The sequence below is a fragment of the Alloyangia pacifica genome, from assembly GCF_900116195.1.
GTDB lineage: Bacteria > Pseudomonadota > Alphaproteobacteria > Rhodobacterales > Rhodobacteraceae > Salipiger > Salipiger pacificus.
The window spans coordinates 109378-128158 of record NZ_FOZW01000004.1; the positions used below are offsets into that span (position 1 = coordinate 109378).

At 67.1% G+C, this 18781-nt stretch carries 17 protein-coding genes; 13 read left to right on the plus strand and 4 right to left on the minus strand.

Going from position 1 to position 18781, the window contains the following annotated elements:
* The first annotated feature begins 16 nt into the window (after positions 1 to 16).
* Positions 17 to 952 carry a glutathione synthase gene (gene gshB, locus BM397_RS10025; RefSeq protein WP_092423495.1) on the plus strand — a complete coding sequence of 312 codons (936 nt, stop codon included), beginning with the start codon at positions 17 to 19 and terminating at the stop codon, positions 950 to 952.
* 13 nt (positions 953 to 965) lie between these two features.
* Complete coding sequence (locus BM397_RS10030) at positions 966 to 1865, plus strand: alpha/beta hydrolase fold domain-containing protein (RefSeq protein ID WP_092423497.1); 900 nt, start codon at positions 966 to 968, stop codon at positions 1863 to 1865.
* Here the strand turns inward: BM397_RS10030 and BM397_RS10035 are convergent.
* Positions 1835 to 3349, minus strand: a complete 1515-nt coding sequence (locus tag BM397_RS10035; RefSeq protein ID WP_092423499.1) for a YifB family Mg chelatase-like AAA ATPase — start codon at positions 3347 to 3349, stop codon at positions 1835 to 1837. The two genes, BM397_RS10030 and BM397_RS10035, sit on opposite strands and share 31 nt — an antisense overlap.
* 398 nt (positions 3350 to 3747) lie before the next feature.
* On the opposite strand from BM397_RS10035, the gene BM397_RS10040 reads away from it, so the two are divergent.
* The 9 genes from BM397_RS10040 to BM397_RS10080 all read left to right on the plus strand — a co-directional run bounded on the left by BM397_RS10040 (position 3748) and on the right by BM397_RS10080 (position 13728).
* A complete protein-coding gene (locus BM397_RS10040) occupies positions 3748 to 4629 on the plus strand; it encodes an RNA polymerase factor sigma-32 (protein ID WP_092423501.1) in 882 nt (293 codons plus the stop codon).
* A complete protein-coding gene (locus BM397_RS10045) occupies positions 4626 to 5456 on the plus strand; it encodes a ChaN family lipoprotein (protein WP_092423503.1) in 831 nt (276 codons plus the stop codon). The genes BM397_RS10040 and BM397_RS10045 overlap by 4 nt, the downstream gene beginning before the upstream one ends.
* A 109-nt stretch (positions 5457 to 5565) precedes the next feature.
* Positions 5566 to 6762, plus strand: coding sequence for a bifunctional phosphopantothenoylcysteine decarboxylase/phosphopantothenate--cysteine ligase CoaBC (gene coaBC / locus BM397_RS10050; RefSeq protein ID WP_092423505.1), 1197 nt, complete (start codon positions 5566 to 5568; stop codon positions 6760 to 6762).
* Positions 6763 to 6877: 115 nt separating this feature from the next.
* Positions 6878 to 7315, plus strand: a complete 438-nt coding sequence (dut, locus tag BM397_RS10055) for a dUTP diphosphatase (protein WP_425425931.1) — start codon at positions 6878 to 6880, stop codon at positions 7313 to 7315.
* Entirely contained in the window at positions 7315 to 8370 is a 1056-nt protein-coding gene (locus BM397_RS10060) for a HesA/MoeB/ThiF family protein (RefSeq protein WP_092423509.1), read from the plus strand. The genes dut and BM397_RS10060 overlap by 1 nt, the downstream gene beginning before the upstream one ends.
* Positions 8371 to 8475: 105 nt before the next feature.
* Positions 8476 to 9270 (plus strand): transporter substrate-binding domain-containing protein, encoded by a 795-nt coding sequence (locus BM397_RS10065; protein WP_092423511.1) that lies wholly within the window; start codon positions 8476 to 8478, stop codon positions 9268 to 9270.
* 16 nt (positions 9271 to 9286) lie between these two features.
* Positions 9287 to 10072 carry an amino acid ABC transporter permease gene (locus tag BM397_RS10070; RefSeq protein ID WP_092423513.1) on the plus strand — a complete coding sequence of 262 codons (786 nt, stop codon included), beginning with the start codon at positions 9287 to 9289 and terminating at the stop codon, positions 10070 to 10072.
* A 261-nt stretch (positions 10073 to 10333) separates the two neighbouring features.
* On the plus strand, positions 10334 to 13153 hold the full coding sequence (gene polA / locus BM397_RS10075; RefSeq protein WP_092423516.1) for a DNA polymerase I: 2820 nt from the start codon (positions 10334 to 10336) through the stop codon (positions 13151 to 13153).
* A gap of 59 nt (positions 13154 to 13212) precedes the next feature.
* Positions 13213 to 13728 (plus strand): GNAT family N-acetyltransferase, encoded by a 516-nt coding sequence (locus tag BM397_RS10080; RefSeq protein ID WP_092423518.1) that lies wholly within the window; start codon positions 13213 to 13215, stop codon positions 13726 to 13728.
* A 187-nt stretch (positions 13729 to 13915) separates the two neighbouring features.
* On the opposite strand, the gene BM397_RS10085 is transcribed toward BM397_RS10080, so the two are convergent.
* Together BM397_RS10085 and nth are read right to left on the minus strand one after the other, a co-directional pair.
* Complete coding sequence (locus BM397_RS10085; RefSeq protein WP_092423521.1) at positions 13916 to 14905, minus strand: adenosine kinase; 990 nt, start codon at positions 14903 to 14905, stop codon at positions 13916 to 13918.
* Positions 14902 to 15546: an endonuclease III gene (gene nth, locus BM397_RS10090; RefSeq protein WP_092423523.1), complete on the minus strand. Its 645-nt coding sequence runs from the start codon at positions 15544 to 15546 to the stop codon at positions 14902 to 14904. The genes BM397_RS10085 and nth overlap by 4 nt, the downstream gene beginning before the upstream one ends.
* A 154-nt stretch (positions 15547 to 15700) precedes the next feature.
* Here nth and BM397_RS10095 point away from each other — a divergent pair, with 154 nt between their 5' ends.
* Positions 15701 to 16558 carry a methylated-DNA--[protein]-cysteine S-methyltransferase gene (locus tag BM397_RS10095; protein WP_092423524.1) on the plus strand — a complete coding sequence of 286 codons (858 nt, stop codon included), beginning with the start codon at positions 15701 to 15703 and terminating at the stop codon, positions 16556 to 16558.
* Between the two features lie 136 nt (positions 16559 to 16694).
* Positions 16695 to 17345, plus strand: coding sequence for a YiaD family glycine zipper/OmpA-like lipoprotein (locus tag BM397_RS10100; RefSeq protein ID WP_092423526.1), 651 nt, complete (start codon positions 16695 to 16697; stop codon positions 17343 to 17345).
* 146 nt (positions 17346 to 17491) lie between these two features.
* Here BM397_RS10100 and BM397_RS10105 read toward each other — a convergent pair whose 3' ends face one another.
* Positions 17492 to 18184: a sugar transferase gene (locus tag BM397_RS10105; protein ID WP_281241931.1), complete on the minus strand. Its 693-nt coding sequence runs from the start codon at positions 18182 to 18184 to the stop codon at positions 17492 to 17494.
* Positions 18185 to 18781 lie beyond the last annotated feature (597 nt).

The following is an 18781-nucleotide window of genomic DNA, read 5'->3' on the forward strand; positions in this document are numbered from 1 at the left end:
ACGCGCGGAGACCGACATGAAAATCGCCTTTCAGATGGACCCGATCGGGTCCGTGAACATTGACGCCGACAGTACCTTCCGCCTTGCCGAGGAAGCTCAGGCGCGAGGCCACGAGCTGTTCTACTACGGGCCCGATGATCTTGCCTACGAAGAAGGGCGCATCACGGCGCGGGGCCACTGGATGACGGTGCAGCGCGTGGCCGGGCAGCCGGCGGTGCTGGGGCCGCGCGAGGTGGTGGACCTGGCACAGGTAGACGTGGTCTGGCTGCGTCAGGACCCGCCTTTCGACATGCACTATATCACCACGACGCACCTTCTCGACCGGTTGGCACCCGGGACGCTGGTGGTGAATGATCCCTTCTGGGTGCGCAATTCGCCGGAGAAGCTCTTGGTGCTGAATTTCCCTGAGTTGACGCCGCCGACGACCGTGGCGCGCGACCTCGAGACCATCAAGGAGTTCAAGGCCCGGCACGGGGACGTCATTCTCAAGCCGCTCTACGGCAACGGCGGGGCAGGCGTGTTCCGGCTTGATCAGAACGATCGCAACCTCAGTTCGCTTCACGAGCTTTTCACAGGTTTCTCGCGTGAGCCGCTGATCGTGCAGAAATACCTTCCCGCGGTGAGCAAGGGCGACAAGCGCGTGATCCTGATCGACGGCGAGCCGGTGGGGGCGATCAACCGCGTGCCCGCGGCGGGCGAGGTGCGCTCGAACATGCACGTTGGCGGTCGCCCCGAGAAGGTCGAGCTGACCGAGCGTGATCGCGAGATCTGTGCCACCATCGGCCCGGTGTTGAAGGAGAAGGGTCAGGTCTTCGTCGGTATCGACGTCATCGGCGACTGGCTGACCGAGATCAACGTGACCTCGCCCACCGGTATTCAGGAACTGGAACGTTTCGACGGGATCAACGTCGCGGCGAAAATCTGGGAAGCGATCGAGGCCAAGCTCCCCTGAGGCTGGTGCAGGGGTGAGTTGGCAGCTGTCGGCGCTCAACACAGGGCTTCGGCTGCTCGCGAAGCCCCGGCTCGGCCGTACCCCGTGTCCGGAGGCGGCAGCCCGCGACCTTGATCGCCATGCGCCGCTGCTGATGCGACAGCCGGCCCATCTGCTGCACCTGCAGCGGCCGGGCGGGCTGCATTGGATCAGCGCCGGGGCCTGCGCACCTCGCCAGGTAATCCTCTACCTGCACGGCGGTGGCTATATTTCGGGAAATCCGCGCACGCACCAGGGCGTCATGGGGCGCCTGTCGAAGCTCTCCGGGGTCGAGGTCTGTGCGCCGGACTATCCTCTAGCCCAAAACCTTCCCTTCCCGGCGCCCTTCGAGGCAGCCTCGGCCGCCTGGGGGCGGCTGCGCGGACTCGGCTATGCGCCGCCGCAGGTGGTGCTTGCCGGGGACTCCGCCGGGGGCGGGCTCGCCCTTGCACTGCTTTCCGTGCTCTGCATCCGCGGCGAGGCTCCGGCGGGGGCTGTGGTCTTCTCGCCCTGGACCGATCTTGCAATGACCGGCGAGAGCCTGGCGCGCAACGCCGCCGCTGATCCCTTTCTGCCGGTTGGGCGGATCTCGGAGCTGGTGGAAATTGTTGCGGGCGACCTGCCAAGGCGGGACCCCCGGCTCTCGCCACTCTACGCGGATTTTCCCGGCTGCCCGCCGGTGCGCCTGTGCTGGGCGGGTAGCGAGATCCTCGCCGATGACGGCGCACGCATGGCGGCGCGTCTGCGTTCGGCGGGTGCCCGGGTCGAAGTCGAGACACATCCCCTTGCCCCGCATGCCTGGCCGGTGTTCGACGGCTGGCTCCCCGAAGCCCGGGCCACCCTGCGCCGTGCGGCGCGCTTCGTTCAGGACGTCTTGTGCGAGACCAGCCGGTAGCTCAGCGCTTCGGCCACATGCGGGCGGCGCAAGCTGTCTTCCCCGGAGAGGTCGGCGAGGGTCCGGGCGACGCGCAGCACCCGGTGATAGCCGCGCATCGACAGGCCGAATCGTTCGGCGGCGCGCAGCAGCAGGGCGCGACCCTCGGCGTCGGGGGTGGCGATCTCGTCGAGCAGCCGGCCATCGACATCGGCATTGGTGCGCAGGCTCGGGTGACCGGCGTAGCGTGTCGCTTGGCGGGCGCGCGCGGTGGCAACGCGCGCGGCGACGGTCGCGCTGTCCTCGCCGACGGGCGGCAGCGACATGTCCTCGAGCGTGACCGGGGGCACCTCGAGCCGGAGGTCGAAGCGGTCCATGAGTGGGCCGGAGATGCGCCCCAGATAGTCCTCGGCGCAGACAGGCGCGCGCGAGCAGGCGCGGGCCGGGTCCCCGGCCATGCCGCATTTGCAGGGGTTCGCGGCGGCGACAAGCAGGAAGCGGCAGGGATAGGTGACATGGGCATTGGCGCGGCTGACGGTGATCTCGCCGCTCTCCAGCGGCTGGCGCAGGCTGTCGAGTACGTTGCGCGGAAACTCGGGCAGCTCGTCCATGAAGAGCACGCCATTGTGCGCGAGGCTGATCTGACCCGGACGCGCGGCGCGGCCGCCGCCGGTCAGCGCTGCCGTCGAGGCGGTATGGTGCGGCTGTTGAAAAGGGCGGCTCATGGTCAGCCTGCCTTCGGCGAGATCGCCCGCGAGCGAGCGGATCATCGCGGTCTCCAGCGCCTCAGCGGGGTCGAGAGGTGGCATGAGGCCTGGCAGGCGGCGCGCGAGCATCGATTTGCCGGTGCCGGGCGGCCCGGTGAACAGCAGGTGGTGGCGGCCCGCCGCTGCCAGCTCCAGCGCGCGCTTGGCGCGCTCTTGGCCGGCGACATCGCGCAGGTCCGGTCCTCCAGGCGCGGCTTCGGCGAGACCGGGGCGCGCCGGCTCGATTGGTCCGGCGCCGGTGAAATGGCGGATCGCCTGGGTTAGATCCGTGGCGGCCAGCACGCGGCAGGCCTCGACCCAGGCGGCTTCTGGGCCGCAGGCGGCGGGGCAGAGCAGACTGCGCGCCTCGGCGGCGGCGGTCACTGCCGCGGGCAGGGCGCCAGGCACGGCGACGAGCGCGCCATCGAGGGTCAGCTCGCCGAGCGCCACGATGCCGGCCACCTCGTCCGCGGGGATTACCTCGAGCGCAGCGAGCAGGCCGAGTGCGATGGGCAGGTCGAAATGCGACCCCTCCTTCGGCAGATCCGCGGGCGAGAGGTTTACCGTGATGCGCTTCGACGGCAGGGCGATCGCCAGCGCCTGAAGCGCGGCGCGGATGCGTTCGCGCGCCTCGGACACGGCCTTGTCCGGGAGGCCGACCACGGCGAAGCCGGGCACGCCCGGGGTGACGGCGCACTGCACTTCGACGAGACGCGCCTCGACCCCGTCGAAGGCGACGGTATAGGCGCAGGCCGCCATGCTCCGCGCTCCCCCTTCAGCCCTTTTCTGCCAAGATGGCGGCGGCGGTCTTGATGAACGGTTAACCGCTGTGGGGGAATCTGCCGATGCGTGGAAAATTTTTCAGGCTGTCCTAAATTTGAAAGACGGCGCAGGCGACGGCGCGAAACAGCGCTGTGGGCAGTCATGGATACGCACGCGAAAACAAGAGATTGGGTTATCGACTTACCCGATCTTGTTGCGTGTCCACCGCTCTCGATGCTTGTAGCGAAGGCCTGTCCTGGCTCGCTCTACCAGCTCTGGTGGGGCGCAGATCTTCGCCTGTGAAAATTTCTCGGAAACCAAATGCCGTGACGCGTCGTTACTATACCAAAGAGTAACGAGGCCGGCGCGCCCGGCCCAGCCAACGGGGGCCTTGCATGGCTTTGGATTCGACCTTCAACGATCAGACCCTCTCGCGCCGCGCCATGAAGGCAGAGCTGCTTGATGCGGAAACCGAGCTTCAGCTGGCCTACGCCTGGCGCGATCAGCGCGATGAGCAGGCCCTTCACCGGCTGATCAACGCCTACATGAGGCTGGCGATTTCCATGGCCGCGAAGTTCAAGCGCTACGGGGCCCCGATGAACGATCTCGTTCAGGAAGCGGGGCTTGGCCTGATGAAGGCTGCCGACAAGTTCGATCCGGACCGCGGTGTGCGCTTTTCGACCTACGCCGTGTGGTGGATCAAGGCGTCAATCCAGGACTACGTGATGCGCAACTGGTCGATGGTGCGCACCGGTTCCACCTCCTCCCAGAAATCGCTGTTTTTCAACATGCGCCGCGTTCAGGCCCGGCTCGAGCGCGAGGCTTCGTCCCGCGGCGAGATGATGAACCGCAACACGCTGCGCGAGATGATCGCCACCGAGATCGGCGTGCCGCTGCACGACGTCGAGATGATGGAAGGTCGGCTCTCGGGCTCAGACTATTCGCTCAACGCCACGCAGAGCACCGACGAGGACGGCCGCGAGTGGATCGACACGCTCGAGGATGAGGGTGAGCAGAGTTCTAGCCTCGTCGAGGGCAAGCTCGACAACGCCCAGCTGCGTGAATGGCTGGTCACCGCGATGACCTCGCTGAATGATCGCGAAAGGTTCATTGTCCGCGAGCGCAAGCTGCGCGACGAGACCCGGACGCTGGAAAGCCTTGGCCAGGAACTGGGTTTGTCGAAGGAGCGGGTGCGTCAGCTCGAGGCGGCGGCCTTTGCCAAGATGCGCAAGTCGCTTGAGTCCCAGTCGACCGAGGTGCAACACTTCCTCGCATGACGCGAGCCCTTGTTCTGACCCTGATCTCTCTCGCTGCGCCCTCTCTCGCGCAGCAAGACCCTGTCTCTCCGCAGGATGGCACATCCGCCCTTTTGGGGGCGGATGTGGTGTTTCTGGGGGAAACCCATGACAACCCGGCGCACCATGCGCGGCAGGCCGAGCTGGTGGCGCAGATCAAGCCGGTGGCGCTGGTCTTCGAGATGCTGTCCCCGGAGCAGGCGGCGCAAGTGACGCCTGAGCTGGCCGGCGACGAGGCGTCGCTGGAAGCGGCACTCGGTTGGAACGACAGCGGCTGGCCGGATTTTTCCATGTACTATCCGATCTTCGCCGCGGCTCCCGAGGCGAAGATTTTCGGCGCGGAACTGCCGCGCGAAGAGGCCCGTGCGCTCGGCGAGGGCGACCTGACCAAGGTCTTCGGTCCGAGCGCCGGCTTCTACGGGCTGGACGAGCCGCTCGACCCTGAAGAGGACGCGGCACGCCAGCAACTGCAGATGGCGGCGCATTGCGACGCGCTGCCGCTCGAGATGCTGCCCACCATGGTGGGCATCCAGCGCCTGCGCGACGCGCGACTGGCCGAGACGGCGCTCGAGGCTTATGCCGATCTGGGCGGGCCGGTGGTGGTGATCACCGGCAACGGCCACGCGCGCAAGGACTGGGGCGCACCCGCACTGCTGTCGAGGGCCGCGGGCGAGGTCTCTGTGGCGGCGCTCGGGCAGGGTGAGACCGGACAGGGAGCCCCGGACGGTGGCTTCGATCTGGTCGAGGAGAGCACGCCGGTGGAGCGCGGCGATCCCTGCGAAGACTTCCAGATGCCGCAGAGCAACTGATCCGCCTTGCTTCGACGTGGCGGGGCGGATTGAGTTTTCCCGGCGCGGCCTCTAACACTTGGGGCCGAAAGGCGGGGCAGGCGGCCCCGGTGGCGAGGGGCGCGGCATCATGCTTTCCGGCAAGCGGATACTTCTGATCATCGGCGGCGGCATCGCAGCCTACAAGTCGCTGGAGCTGATCCGGCGTTTGCGCGAGCGCGGCGCCGCGGTGACCCCGGTGATGACCCGCGCGGCGGAGGAGTTCGTCACGCCGCTCTCGGTCTCGGCGCTGGCCGGCGAAGAGGTGCACCGCGATCTCTTCGACCTGACCAAGGAAGCCGAGATGGGGCACATCCAGCTCAGCCGCGTGGCCGATCTGGTGGTGGTCTCTCCGGCGACGGCGGACCTCATGGCAAAGATGGCACAGGGGTTCGCGGGGGACCTTGCCTCGACATTGCTGCTGGCCACCGACGCGCCTGTGCTGATCGCCCCGGCGATGAACGTGCGCATGTGGCAGCACCCCGCTACGCAGCGAAATCTCAAGCTTCTGCAGGGTGATGGCGTGCGCGTGGCCGGCCCCAACGACGGCGACATGGCCTGCGGCGAGTTCGGGCCCGGTCGGCTGGCAGAGCCGATGGAAATCCTCGCGGCCATCGAGGTCGCGCTGGCAGACGGGCCGCTGAAGGGGCGCCGAGTGCTGGTCACCTCGGGGCCGACGCATGAACCCATCGATCCTGTGCGCTACATTGCCAACCGCTCTTCGGGCGCTCAGGGCACGGCGATTGCCGAGGCGCTGCGCGATCTCGGGGCGGAGGTGGTCTTTGTCACCGGCCCCGCCGATGCGCCGCGGCCCGCGGGTGTCGAGGTGATCGAGGTCGAGACCGCGCGCGAGATGCGCGCCGCCGCGCTGGCCGCGCTTCCCGCCGAGGCGGCGGTCTTTGCCGCCGCCGTGGCCGACTGGCGGATGGCTGCGGAGAACGGCTCGAAGATCAAGAAGCAGGCGGGGAAGCTGCCCACGCTGGAGTTCGCCGAGAACCCCGACATCCTCGCCGAGGTCTCGCAGATGACCGAGGGACGGCCCGGCCTCGTGGTGGGCTTCGCCGCCGAGACCGATGACGTTGTGGCCAATGCCACTGCCAAGCGGACGCGCAAGGGCTGCGACTGGATCGTCGCCAATGACGTCTCGCCCGCGACCGGCATCATGGGGGGCAGTGAGAATGCGGTCGTCCTGATCTCCGGGGAGGGCAACGAGGTTTGGCCGCGCATGGGCAAGCGGGATGTGGCGGCGCGGCTGGCGGCGCGGATCGCGGCGGCGCTCGGCACCTGACCCGCGCGCGGCCCGCGCCGGAGTTGAGTATTTTTGGAAAGATGAAAGGGGCGGGGCCGCGCAAGGCCGACGCGCCGCGACAAGGAAAGGACAAGCAGTGGTTTCTGTGGCGATGATGTGGGACGAGGGGGCGGACCGGGAGCTGGGGCTGCCGCATTACGCGAGCGCCGGGGCGGCGGGGGCAGACCTGCGGGCGAACTTTCCCGACCGCGGCGAGGTCGTGCTGGCGCCGGGGGCGCGCGCGCTCATTCCGACCGGGCTGCGCATGGCGATCCCCGAGGGCTACGAGGTGCAGATCCGTCCACGCTCGGGGCTGGCGCTGAAGCATGGCATCACCCTGCCCAACACGCCGGGCACCATCGACAGCGACTACCGCGGCCCGCTCGGGGTCATCGTGATGAACGCCGGGCAGGAGAGCTTCACCGTGGCGCATGGCGAGCGCATCGCGCAGATGATCGTCGCGCCCGTGGTGCAGAGCGCCTTCGAGCTGGTCGAAAGTCTGCCGGAAACGCTGCGCGGCGAGGGGGGCTTCGGCTCGACGGGCACGCGCTGATGCTGCTGGTGCTGGGCATTGGCGCGGCAATCTGGGGGCTCGGGCATCTGCTCGGCGCCTCCAAGGTGGCGCGCCTCTACCTGCTGGGACTGCTCTACGTCATCGTTCTGATGATCCAGGTGGCTCTTCCGGAGGGCCACGGGTTGCGCCAGATCACCGGCGGCAGCCCGGCGCTCTGGCTGATCCTCGGCGGCTTCGTGGCGCTGGCGCTGGCCTATGCGCTTGTTCTGCGCCGGGTGAGGGCGCGGGCGCAGGCAGGCGAGGCGGCGCGCGCCGCCGAGGTGCCTGCCAAGCCCGACCGGATGACCGAGAGCGAGCTTGAGCGCTACGCCCGCCACATCGTACTGCGCGAGCTGGGCGGGCCGGGACAGAAGAAGCTGCGCGAAGCCAAGGTGCTGGTTGTCGGTGCAGGCGGGCTCGGCGCGCCGGCGCTGCAATACCTCGCGGCGGCGGGCACGGGCACCATCGGGGTGATCGACGACGACGTGGTCGAGAACGCCAACCTGCAGCGGCAGGTGATCCATACCGATGCGCGCATCGGCATGCCGAAGGTCTTCTCGGCACAGGCGGCAATGGAAGCGCAGAATCCCTACATCACGGTGAAACCCTATAATCGCCGCATGGACCCGGAGATCGCCGGCGAGTTGGTCGCGGAGTACGACGTGATCCTCGACGGCACCGACGACACCGACACCCGCTACCTGGTGAACCGCGAGGCGGTGCGACAGGGCAAGCCGCTGGTTTCAGGCGCGCTCAGCCAGTGGGAAGGGCAGGTCTCGGTCTTCGATCCGGCGCGCGGGGCACCCTGCTACCAGTGCCTCTTCCCTGTGGCCGCCGCGCCGGGGCTGGCGCCGAGCTGCGCGCAGGCCGGGGTGCTGGGACCGCTGCCGGGTGTGGTTGGGGCGATGATGGCGGTGGAGGCGGTGAAGCTGATCGCCGGGGCGGGGCAGCCTCTGCTGGGCGAGATGCTGATCTACGACGCGCTCTGGGGGGAGACCCGCAAGATCACCCTCAGGCGGCGCGCGGACTGCCCGGTCTGCGGCACGGTGGGCTGAGCCCGCCGCTTGACCCTGCGGAGGCCGGCCCGGCGCGATCTTGCCAAGTGATCGCCGCGCGCCATACTGGCGCCACAACAAAAGATTTCCGGAGAGGTTCCCCCGATGTTCAAGCCCCTTGCTCTCGCGTCTGCCGCCGGCGCGCTGCTCGCCGCCACGCCGCTCCTGGCACAGGACCTGCCCGACCTGCAGGGGCGCGAGGTCGTGGTGGTCACCGAGAACGCCTACCCGCCGCTGCAGTTCATCGACCCCGAGAGCGGTGACGCGATCGGCTGGGAATATGACGCCATGGACGAGATCGCCGAGCGGCTCAACATGACGGTCACCTACGAGAACATCTCCTGGGACGCGATGATCCCGGCGGTGAGCGAGGGGCAGTTCGATCTCGGCATGACCGGCATCACCATCCGCGAGGACCGTGCCGAGATGGTCGATTTCTCAGAGCCCTACATGCGCTCGGAAATGGTCATGCTGGTGCGCGGCGACGAAGATCGCTTCGATGATGCCGCCTCCTTTGCTGCCGACGAGGACCTGCTGATGGGCGCCCAGCCGGGCACCACGCCCTTCTACGTCGGGGTCTACGACGTGCTGGACGGCAACGAGCAGACCCCGCGCATCACCCTTTTCGAGACCTTCGGCGCCAGCGTGCAGGCGCTGCGCACGGGCGATGTGGACCTCGTGCTCACCGATGGGACCGCGGGCGAGGGCTACGTGGCCGCCTCCGAGGGCGCACTGAAGATCGTCGGCGAGAAGCTCGGCTCGGAAGATTTCGGCTTTATCTTCCCCAAGGGCTCGGACCTGGTGGCGTCGATCAACGCGGCGATCGCGGCGATGGCCGCCGATGGCACGCTTGAGGCGCTGAACAAGACTTGGTTCCTCGACTACAAGATGGGCGAATGAACCCTATCCGCACCGCATGAGACCGCAGACCAAGAAGGACTTCCCCTGGTGGCTGGTGGCCACCGGGGCACTGGCGCTGCTGGCCTATGGCGCGGTGCTCACCGACGAGGTGCAGTCGCAGGTTCTGCGCACGCTCTCGAAGGGCGTGCAGATCACCGTCTTCGTCACGCTGGTGGGCTTCGCGCTGGCGTCGCTCATCGGCATGGGCGTGGCGCTCATGTCGCTGTCGCGCAGCCTGATCCTGCGCCAGATCGCGCGCTTCTATACAGAGATCCTGCGTGGCATCCCGATCCTCGTGCTGCTGCTCTACGTCGCCTTCGTGCTGGCACCGGCGCTCGTGGCAGGCTGGAACTGGCTGGCGGCGCAGTTGGGGATCGAGCCGATCCGGGTGCGGGATTTCTCGCTGCTGTGGCGGGCGATCCTGGCGCTGACCATCGGGTATTCGGCCTTCATCGCCGAGGTCTTCCGCGCCGGCTTGCTGTCGGTCGAAGAGGGGCAGATCGAGGCCGCCGAGGCGCTCGGTCTGAGCCGGTTTCAGGTGTTCCGACTGATCGTGCTGCCACAGGCGATCCGCACCATCCTGCCGCCGCTCGGCAATGATTTTGTCGCCATGGTGAAGGACAGTTCCCTGGTGTCGGTGCTGGGGGTGCTCGACGTCACGCAGCTGGGCAAGGTCACCGCGGCAGGCAATTTCCGCTATTTCGAGACCTACAACGTGGTTGCGCTGATCTACCTGACGATGACCATCAGCCTTTCGCTACTGCTGCGGCGGCTCGAGGCACGGTTGCGCGAACGGCCCTGAGCGCGCCACGGGCGGCACCGCCGGATGCCTCCGGCGGGGATATTTTGACCATGTGGAAGCCCGGCGGTGCTCCCGGATTTCCACATGGTCAAAATATCCCGGGGGAGGCCGCCGCAGGCGGGCGGGGGCAGCGCCCCCATTTTCCGCGACGCGACCCGCCCGGCGGGCGCCCGGATCCGCCCGCGCCGCGATCGCCTCTGGCACCCTGCGCGCGCCCGTGGCAAACCCTTGCAAAAGCGCGAAGGCCAAGGAGACGCCACCATGACCCAGTTCGGCAAGGGCTGCCACCTGCATCTGATCGACGGTTCGGCCTTCATCTTCCGGGCCTACCACGCGCTGCCGCCGCTCACCCGCAAGTCCGACGGGCTGCCGATCGGCGCGGTCAGCGGCTTTTGCAACATGCTGCAGAAATACGTCGAGGACAGCTCCGGCCCTGACGCGCCGACCCACGTCGCGGTGATCTTCGACAAGGGCAGCCATACCTTCCGCAATGACCTCTACGACCTTTACAAGGCCAACCGCGAGGCGATGCCCGAGGACCTGCGACCGCAGATCCCACTGACCCGTACCGCCACCATCGCCTTCAATATCGCTTGCAAGGAGCTTGAGGGGTACGAGGCCGACGACATCATCGCGACGCTCTCGTGCCAAGCGCGGGATGCGGGAGGCCGCGTGACGATCATCTCCTCCGACAAGGACCTGATGCAGCTCGTTGGTGATGGCGTCGAGATGCTCGATGCGATGAAGAACCGCCGCATCGACCGCGACGGGGTGATCGAGAAGTTCGGCGTCGGCCCCGAGCGGGTGGTCGACGTGCAGGCGCTGGCCGGCGACTCGGTCGACAACGTGCCGGGCGCGCCCGGCATCGGCATCAAGACCGCGGCGCTGCTGATCAATGAGTACGGCTCGCTCGAGGAGCTGCTCGACCGCGCGGGCGAGATCAAGCAGCCGAAACGCCGCGAGACGCTGATCGAGAAGCGCGACCAGATCGAGCTGTCGAAGAAGCTGGTGCAGCTGGACTGCAACACGCCGCTCGACTTCACCCTCGACGATCTCGAGGTGAAGGAGCCCGATCCCGAAAAGCTGCTCGCCTTCCTCGCCGAGATGGAATTCTCCACCCTCACCAAGCGCATTGCCAATGCGCTCGGAGCCGAGGCGCCGGTGATCACCGAGGCGAAGGCCCCGGCGGCCGCGACCCCGGGCTCCGCTGCGCCCGAGGCCCCCGAGATGCCGCCCATCGACCCCTCCGCCTACACTTGGGTGAAGAGCGCTACCGATCTCGCGCCGTGGATCGCTCAGGCGCGCCAGCGCGGCTGGGTGGCGGTGGACACCGAAACCACAGGCCTCAACGAGATGACCTGCGAGCTGGTCGGCGTCTCGCTGGCCATCGAGCCGGGGCAGGCCTGCTACATCCCGCTGGCGCATCGCGCGGCAGGGGGCGAGGCGGATCTCTTCGGCTCGGATGATCTTGCCGAAGGGCAGATGGCGATGAACGAGGCGCTGGATCTGCTGAAACCGCTGCTTGAAGACCCGGCGGTGATGAAGATCGGCCAGAACATGAAATACGATGCCAAGGTGCTCTCGCGTTACGGCATCGGCGTCGCGCCGATCGACGATACCATGCTGATCTCCTATGCGCTCAACGCCGGGCTGCACAATCACGGTATGGACGCGCTGTCCGAGCGCTACCTCGGCCACGTGCCGATCCCGATCAAGGACCTGCTCGGCTCGGGCAAGAAGATGATCACCTTCGACCGGGTGCCGATCGAGGACGCGGTGAAATACGCCGCCGAGGATGCCGACATCACCCTGCGCCTGTGGAAGTTGCTGAAGCCGCGGCTGCACCAGACCCGCGTAACCCGGGTCTACGAGGGCACCGAGCGCCCGCTGGTGCCGGTGCTGGCCGAGATGGAGATGGCCGGCGTGCAGGTCGACCGGAACACGCTGTCGCGCATGTCCACCGCCTTTGCGCAGAAGATGGCGGGGCTCGAGGCCGAGCTGCACGAGCTGGCGGGGCATCCGTTCAACGTCAACTCCCCGGCGCAGGTCGGCGAGATCCTCTTTGCCGAGATGGGGCTCGAGGGCGGCAAGAAAACCAAGACCGGGGCATGGTCCACCCCTGCCGAGGTTCTTGAAGATCTCGCGACCGAGCATGACTTCGCCGCGCGCGTGCTGGACTACCGCCAGCTGCAGAAGCTGAAGTCGACCTACACCGACGCGCTGCAGGAGCACATCAACCCCGAAACCGGGCGCGTCCATACCTCCTATTCCATCGCCGGGGCCAACACCGGGCGCCTCGCCTCGACCGAGCCGAACCTGCAGAACATCCCGGTGCGCTCGGAAGAGGGGCGGCGCATCCGCGAGGCCTTCGTCGCGCCCGAGGGCAAGGTCATCGTCTCGCTCGACTACAGCCAGATCGAGCTGCGCATCCTTGCCCATATGGCGGGGATCGACGCACTGAAGCAGGCCTTCCGCGACGGGCAGGACATCCACGCGATGACCGCTTCCGAGATGTTCGGCGTGCCGATGGAAGAGATGACCCCGGACATTCGCCGCCGCGCCAAGGCGATCAACTTCGGCGTGATCTACGGCATCTCCGGCTTCGGCCTTGCGCGCAACCTGCGCATCCCGCGCGGCGAGGCGCAGGCCTTCATCGACCGCTACTTCGAGCGTTTCCCGGGCATCAAGACCTACATGGATGACACCATCGCCTTCGCCAAGGAACATGATCGCGTCGAGACACTCTTCGGCCGGGTGATCCACACGCCGGAGATCAACGCCAAGGGCCCGCACGCCGGTTTCGCCCGCCGCGCCGCGATCAACGCGCCGATCCAGGGCACGGCGGCGGACATCATCCGCCGGGCGATGATCCGCATGCCCGCCGCCATTGAGGGTTTGCCCGCCAAGATGCTGCTGCAGGTGCACGACGAACTGATCTTCGAGGTCGCCGAGGAGGGCGTCGACAAGCTCATCGCCACGGCGCGCGAGATCATGGAAGGCGCCGCCGAGCCGGTGGTGAAGCTCGACGTGCCGCTGGTGGTCGACGCCGGGCAGGGCAGGAACTGGGCCGAGGCGCACTGAGCGCCCGGCGTGCCGGAAAGGCCGTGGCCGGGCCTGCCGCCTGTGTCGTAGGAAGCGTGATGCTGGAGAGTGACCGCCTGCTTCTGCGGCCGCCCGTCGCCGGGGACTTCGAGCCCTTTGCCGCCATGTTCGCCGATGCCGAGGTCACCCGGCACATCGGCGGGGTGCTGGGACGGGCCGAGGCCTGGGCGCGCTTCCTGCGCGATTGCGGCCATTGGGCGCTGGAGGGCTTCGGGCAGTACAGCATCCTGGACCGTGCGAGCGGTACCTACGTCGGAAAGACCGGTCTTGCCCGTTTCGAGCGCCCGCTCGGACCGAACGCGGGAACCTCGGTGGAGATCACCTGGACGCTGCGCGCGGAGGTCCACGGGCGCGGCTACGCGCGGGAGGCCGCCGCCTTGGCACTGGCCGCGTTCGACCGTGGGGGCGGCGGCCGCACTGCCTGCCTGATCGCCGAGGGCAACGCGGCGTCGCACCGCCTTGCCACGCGTCTCGGCTACCGGGAGGTGGACTCGCTGGATCGCTCGGGCACTAAGGTCACCGTCTTGGCGCGCGATCCGCTGGCGGCCGCTTGACGTCTCCATCGCGAGGCAGCGTGGGGTCTGCATCGCCGTCTCTTTTGCGGGCATGCCCCGGAAGCCTGCCAGCTCTGGCCAAGGTTCGGAAAATGGAACGGGCCCCGCCGGTCAATGCCGGCGAGGCCCGTTGCTGTTCACCAAGGCATCGGCCCCGCGCAGCGTGCCGGAACCGCCTTGACGGGGCTCAGATGAGGCCCGCCTCGCGGAAAAGCTTGGGCAGGCTGGCCTCGGGGCGCGGGCCCATGTGGCTGATCACCTCGGTCGCCGCCACGGTTCCCATGCGGCCGGCGGTGGCCATGTCGGTGCCGGTGGCAAGGCCGTAGAGGAAACCGGCGGCGAACTGATCCCCGGCACCGGTGGCGTCGATCGGGACGATCTTGGTCACCGGCACGTCGGTGCGCACGCCGTCCTTGACGATGGTCACCCCGTCGCCCGAGCGGGTGCAAATCACCAGCGGGCAGATCGACGCGACGCGCGCGAGGTCGGCTTCCAGAGAATTGTCCTGGTAGAGCGAACGGATCTCGGCCTCGTTGCCGATCACATAGTCCATCTCGTGCTCGATGAGCTGCAGGAAGTCCTCGCGGTGGCGCTCGACGCAGAACGGATCAGAGATGGCGATCCCCGCCTTGCCGCCCGCCGCGCGGCAGGCGCGGGCGAGGCGGATGAAGGCGTCCTTGCCCTTGTCCTTGTCGAAGAGATAGCCCTCGAGGAAGACGATCTCGGCGTTCGCGGCCACGGCTTCGTCGACATCATCCGGCCCCAGCTCGGCGGAGATGCCGAGGTAGGTGTTCATCGACCGCTCGCCGTCGGGTGAGACGAAGATCATCGAGCGCGAGGTCGGCAGCTCGCCGCCTGGCACCGGCGGGTTGACGAAGGCGGTGCCGTCCTTCTCCATCGCCTCGGCGTAGAAGCGTCCAAGCGCGTCGTCATGCACCCGGCCGATGAAGGCGGTGCGCAGCCCGAGGTTTCCGAGACCCGCCAGCGTGTTGGCCACCGAGCCGCCAGGTGCCTGAACGCGGCCCTCCATGGCGCCGTAGAGCACCTCGGCGCGGTCGCGCTCGATCAGCTGCATGATGCCCTTGGTGATGCCCATGTGCTCGAGGAACGAGTCATCCGCCCGGGTCAGCACGTCGACGATGGCGTTGCCGATGCCGACAACCTGGTACTTTTTCATAATGTCTTTTCCTCGAACTGGCAGAGGTCGCGGATCAGGCAAGCCCCGCACTTGGGCTTGCGCGCGACGCAGGTGTAGCGCCCGTGCAGGATCATCCAGTGATGCGCATGCTGCTGGAAATCCACGGGGATATTGTCTTCGATGGCGCGCTCGACGGCGACAACGTCCTTGCCCGGGCAGACCCCCGAGCGGTTGCCGAAGCGGAAGATATGGGTATCGACCGCCTGCGCCGGGTAGTGCCACCACATGTTCAGCACCACGTTGGCGGTCTTGCGCCCGACGCCAGGCAGGCTTTCGAGCGCGGCGCGCGAGCAGGGCACCTCGCCGCCGTAGTCCTCGACGAGGATCTTCGACAGCTTGATGACGTTCTTGGCCTTGTTGCGATAGAGCCCGATGGTCTTGATGTGCTCGATCAGGGTCTCCTCGCCAAGCGCCAGCATCTTCTCGGGCGTGTCGGCGATCTTGAAAAGCTCGTGCGTGGCGCGGTTCACCCCGATGTCGGTCGCCTGCGCCGAAAGCGCCACGGCCACCACCAGCGTGTAGGCATTGACGTGATCGAGTTCGCCCTTCGGCTCCGGCTCGGAGGCATGAAAGCGGGTGAAGATCTCGCGGATCGTGTGATAATCGAGCTGCTTGGCCATGGAGAAAGCTATGCAACGGCGGGCCTTCTGCCGCAAGTCCGCCTTCTTCTCTTTGGCAAATACGCAAGTACCGTCCGCGCCGCTTGCGCAACATTCGGGTCGCGCGTAGCGCGGGTTTCCCGCTATTTCAGGAGCAGAGATACAGGAGGCCGCGATGGGCGAGCTTGCACAGCAGGGGTACCACTTCAACGTCATGCGCCGCGCGATCGAGCTGATCGATGCGGGCGGGCCGCAGTTGACCCTCGAGGATCTCGCGGCGCAGATGGACATGAGCCCGGCGCATTTCCAGCGGCTGTTTTCCCGCTGGGCCGGGGTCTCGCCGAAGCGCTTCCAGCAATATCTCGCGCTTGGCCACGCCAAGGCGCTGCTCACCGACCGCTTCTCGACGCTGGAGACGGCGCATGCGGCGGGGCTCTCGGGGGGCGGGCGGCTGCACGATCTCTTCCTGCGCTGGGAGGCGATGAGTCCCGGCGAGTTCGCGCGGGGCGGGCAGGGGCTGACGATCTTCTGGGGCTGGTTCGAGAGCCCCTTCGGTCCGGCACTGGTCATGGGCACCGAAAAGGGCATCTGCGGCATGGGCTTTGCCGCGGAGGCGGGCGAGGAGGAGACCTTCCGCGACCTGCTGTCGCGCTGGCCGCGGGCGGAGTTCATCGAGGATCCGATGTTCCTGCGGCCCTGGGTGCTGGCCGCCTTCGGCGTGCAGCAGGAGGGCGAGGTGCCGATCTACCTGATCGGCGCACCCTTCCAGATCAAGGTCTGGGAGGCGCTGATGCGCATCCCCTCGGGCCATGTCACCAGCTATTCCGAGATTGCCGAGGCGATCGGCAGCCCACGCGCGGTGCGCGCCGTGGGGACGGCGGTAGGGCGCAATCCTGTTTCTTTGCTGATCCCCTGCCATCGCGCGCTGCGCAAATCCGGCGGGCTCGGCGGCTACCACTGGGGCCTGCCGGTCAAGCGCGCGATCCTGGCCTGGGAGGCGGCGCGGCTCGAGGCCGAGGAGGTCGCGCTCTGACAGGCCGGCTGCCCTGTCCATGTGACAGGGATGCGCGAAGTCTTGCCAACAATGTGTGGGGGTGCCCATTGGCTGCGGTCTTTTCCGCACTATAACTGGGGCACACCCATCTTGGGCAAATGACACGAGGCATTACATGTTCCGGGCAAAGACCACAGTTTTCCTGACGCTTGCAGCAGCCATGGCGCTGACCGCCTGTACTGACGTCAACGACCCCAACCGCCAGGCGAAGAACGGCGCGCTGATCGGCGCGCTCGGCGGCGCCGTCGCGGGCCGCGCCATCGGCGGCAACAACTCCGACGCCACCAAGAACGCGCTGGCCGGTGCCGCTGCGGGCGCCATCGCCGGCGGCCTGATCGGCAACAACCTCGACAAGCAGGAAGCCGCTTTGCGGCAGCAGCTGGGCAACAACGTCGGCATCACCAACACCGGTGACCGCCTGATCGTGACCATGCCGCAGGACATCCTGTTTGCCACCGACAGCGCCTCGCTGCGCCCCGACCTGCAGGGCGATATTGCCACCGTGGGCCGCAGCCTGCTGGAGTATCCGAACACCACCGTGCAGGTGATCGGCCACACCGACAGCGACGGCTCGGCGGAATACAACCAGTCGCTCTCGCAGCGCCGCGCCGCCTCGGTGGCTTCGCTGCTGATGCAGCAGGGCGTGCCCTCCTACCGCGTGCAGTCCATCGGCCGCGGCGAAGCGCAGCCGATCGCGTCGAACCTGACGGCGGAAGGCAAGCAGCAGAACCGCCGCGTCGAGATCGTCATCCTGCCGAACGGCTGATCACCTCTTACGACGTTGCAAGTGACAGGGCGCACCGGGAGACCGGTGCGCCCTTCGCGTTTTCCGCCCCGCGTGCTGACACGGGGCAGACAGGAAAAAGGCCCGCGCAGCGGCGCGGGCCCATTGGTTCTGCAATGTGTCCCGGCTCAGCAGCCGGTGCCGTGCCAGACCACTTTCACGGTGCGCAGCAGCACTTTGAGATCGGTGACGAAGGACATCTCCCGAAGGTAGGCGCTGTCGAACTGGGCGCGTTCGGCGAAGCTCGACTCGTTGCGCACCGAGGTTTGCCAGAAACCGGTGATGCCGGGGCGCATCGCGTAGTAGGCGTTGCCGGGGTAGATGGCGCGTTGGTCGACCATCATCGGGCGCGGGCCGACCAGGGACATGTCGCCCTTCAGCACGTTCCAGAGCTGCGGCAGTTCGTCGATGGAGCTCTTGCGGAGGACATGGCCGATCGGCGTGATGCGCGGATCTTGGCGCAGCTTCTGGTTGAACTCCCATTCCGTCCGGGCGCCTTCGTTTGCCCGAAGGTGTGCTTCGAGCAGCCGCTCGGCATTCGGGACCATCGAGCGGAGCTTCCACATGTGAAATACCCGGCCATTCCGTCCCACCCGCTTCTGAAGGTAGAGCGGCGAATGCCCGTCCTTTGCGACCAGCAATGCGCAGGCCAGCACCACGGCGAGCGCGGGGACGGCGAGGAGCAGGACGAGCGCCACGTCGAGCACGCGCTTGAAGTGTGCGCGATAGGCCATCGGGCGCGGAGCGCCGAACAGCGTTTCATCGATCAGGGTCTCGATTTCGACCGCCGCGGTAAGCGGCTGGCGGGCATGCATCGTCAAGGCGACCTCCTCGAGGTTCATCGACGGAAGCAATGCAAGGCGGCACGAATATCCGGCTAAGACACGGCAAGCAGGCATCCTGAGCATCGCCAGCAGGCAATGCGGTACGGAAATACCGGCGATGACCGAGTGTCAGTTCCGAACGAACTTCAGCAGACTCACAAACACTCCCAAAAGTGGAAGCACCAACCCCAAGTGCCGAGATGTGGCGGAAATAAGGCTTTCCGGCCGACAAGAAAGCTTATGCATTTGAGAAAAGTCTTCGTCAACTCAACCTTTAGAGTGCAACTTTGGGACGAACGGGTAGGTGCGACGACCAGTCGGATTGGTGCCGCGCAAAGGGATGTGGTTCCCCCTCCGAAGGGGAGCGAAAGCGCCGGAAATCACTCTGGGACGCCGGTCGGTCGCGGCGTGTTAGAGGCGATTTCGGAAACAGCGGAGGAGCCGTATTGGCCCTGCTTGTTTCCTGTCGCCTCAAAGTAAGTGTCCACATCTGGATTTGTGCGGGGGATATGGCCAATCGCTCGCCTCGCGCGGCAGAGGGGAGGTCGGGGATTTTCATTGAGTGGAAACAGTTGCTCATGTGCATCCACGCAG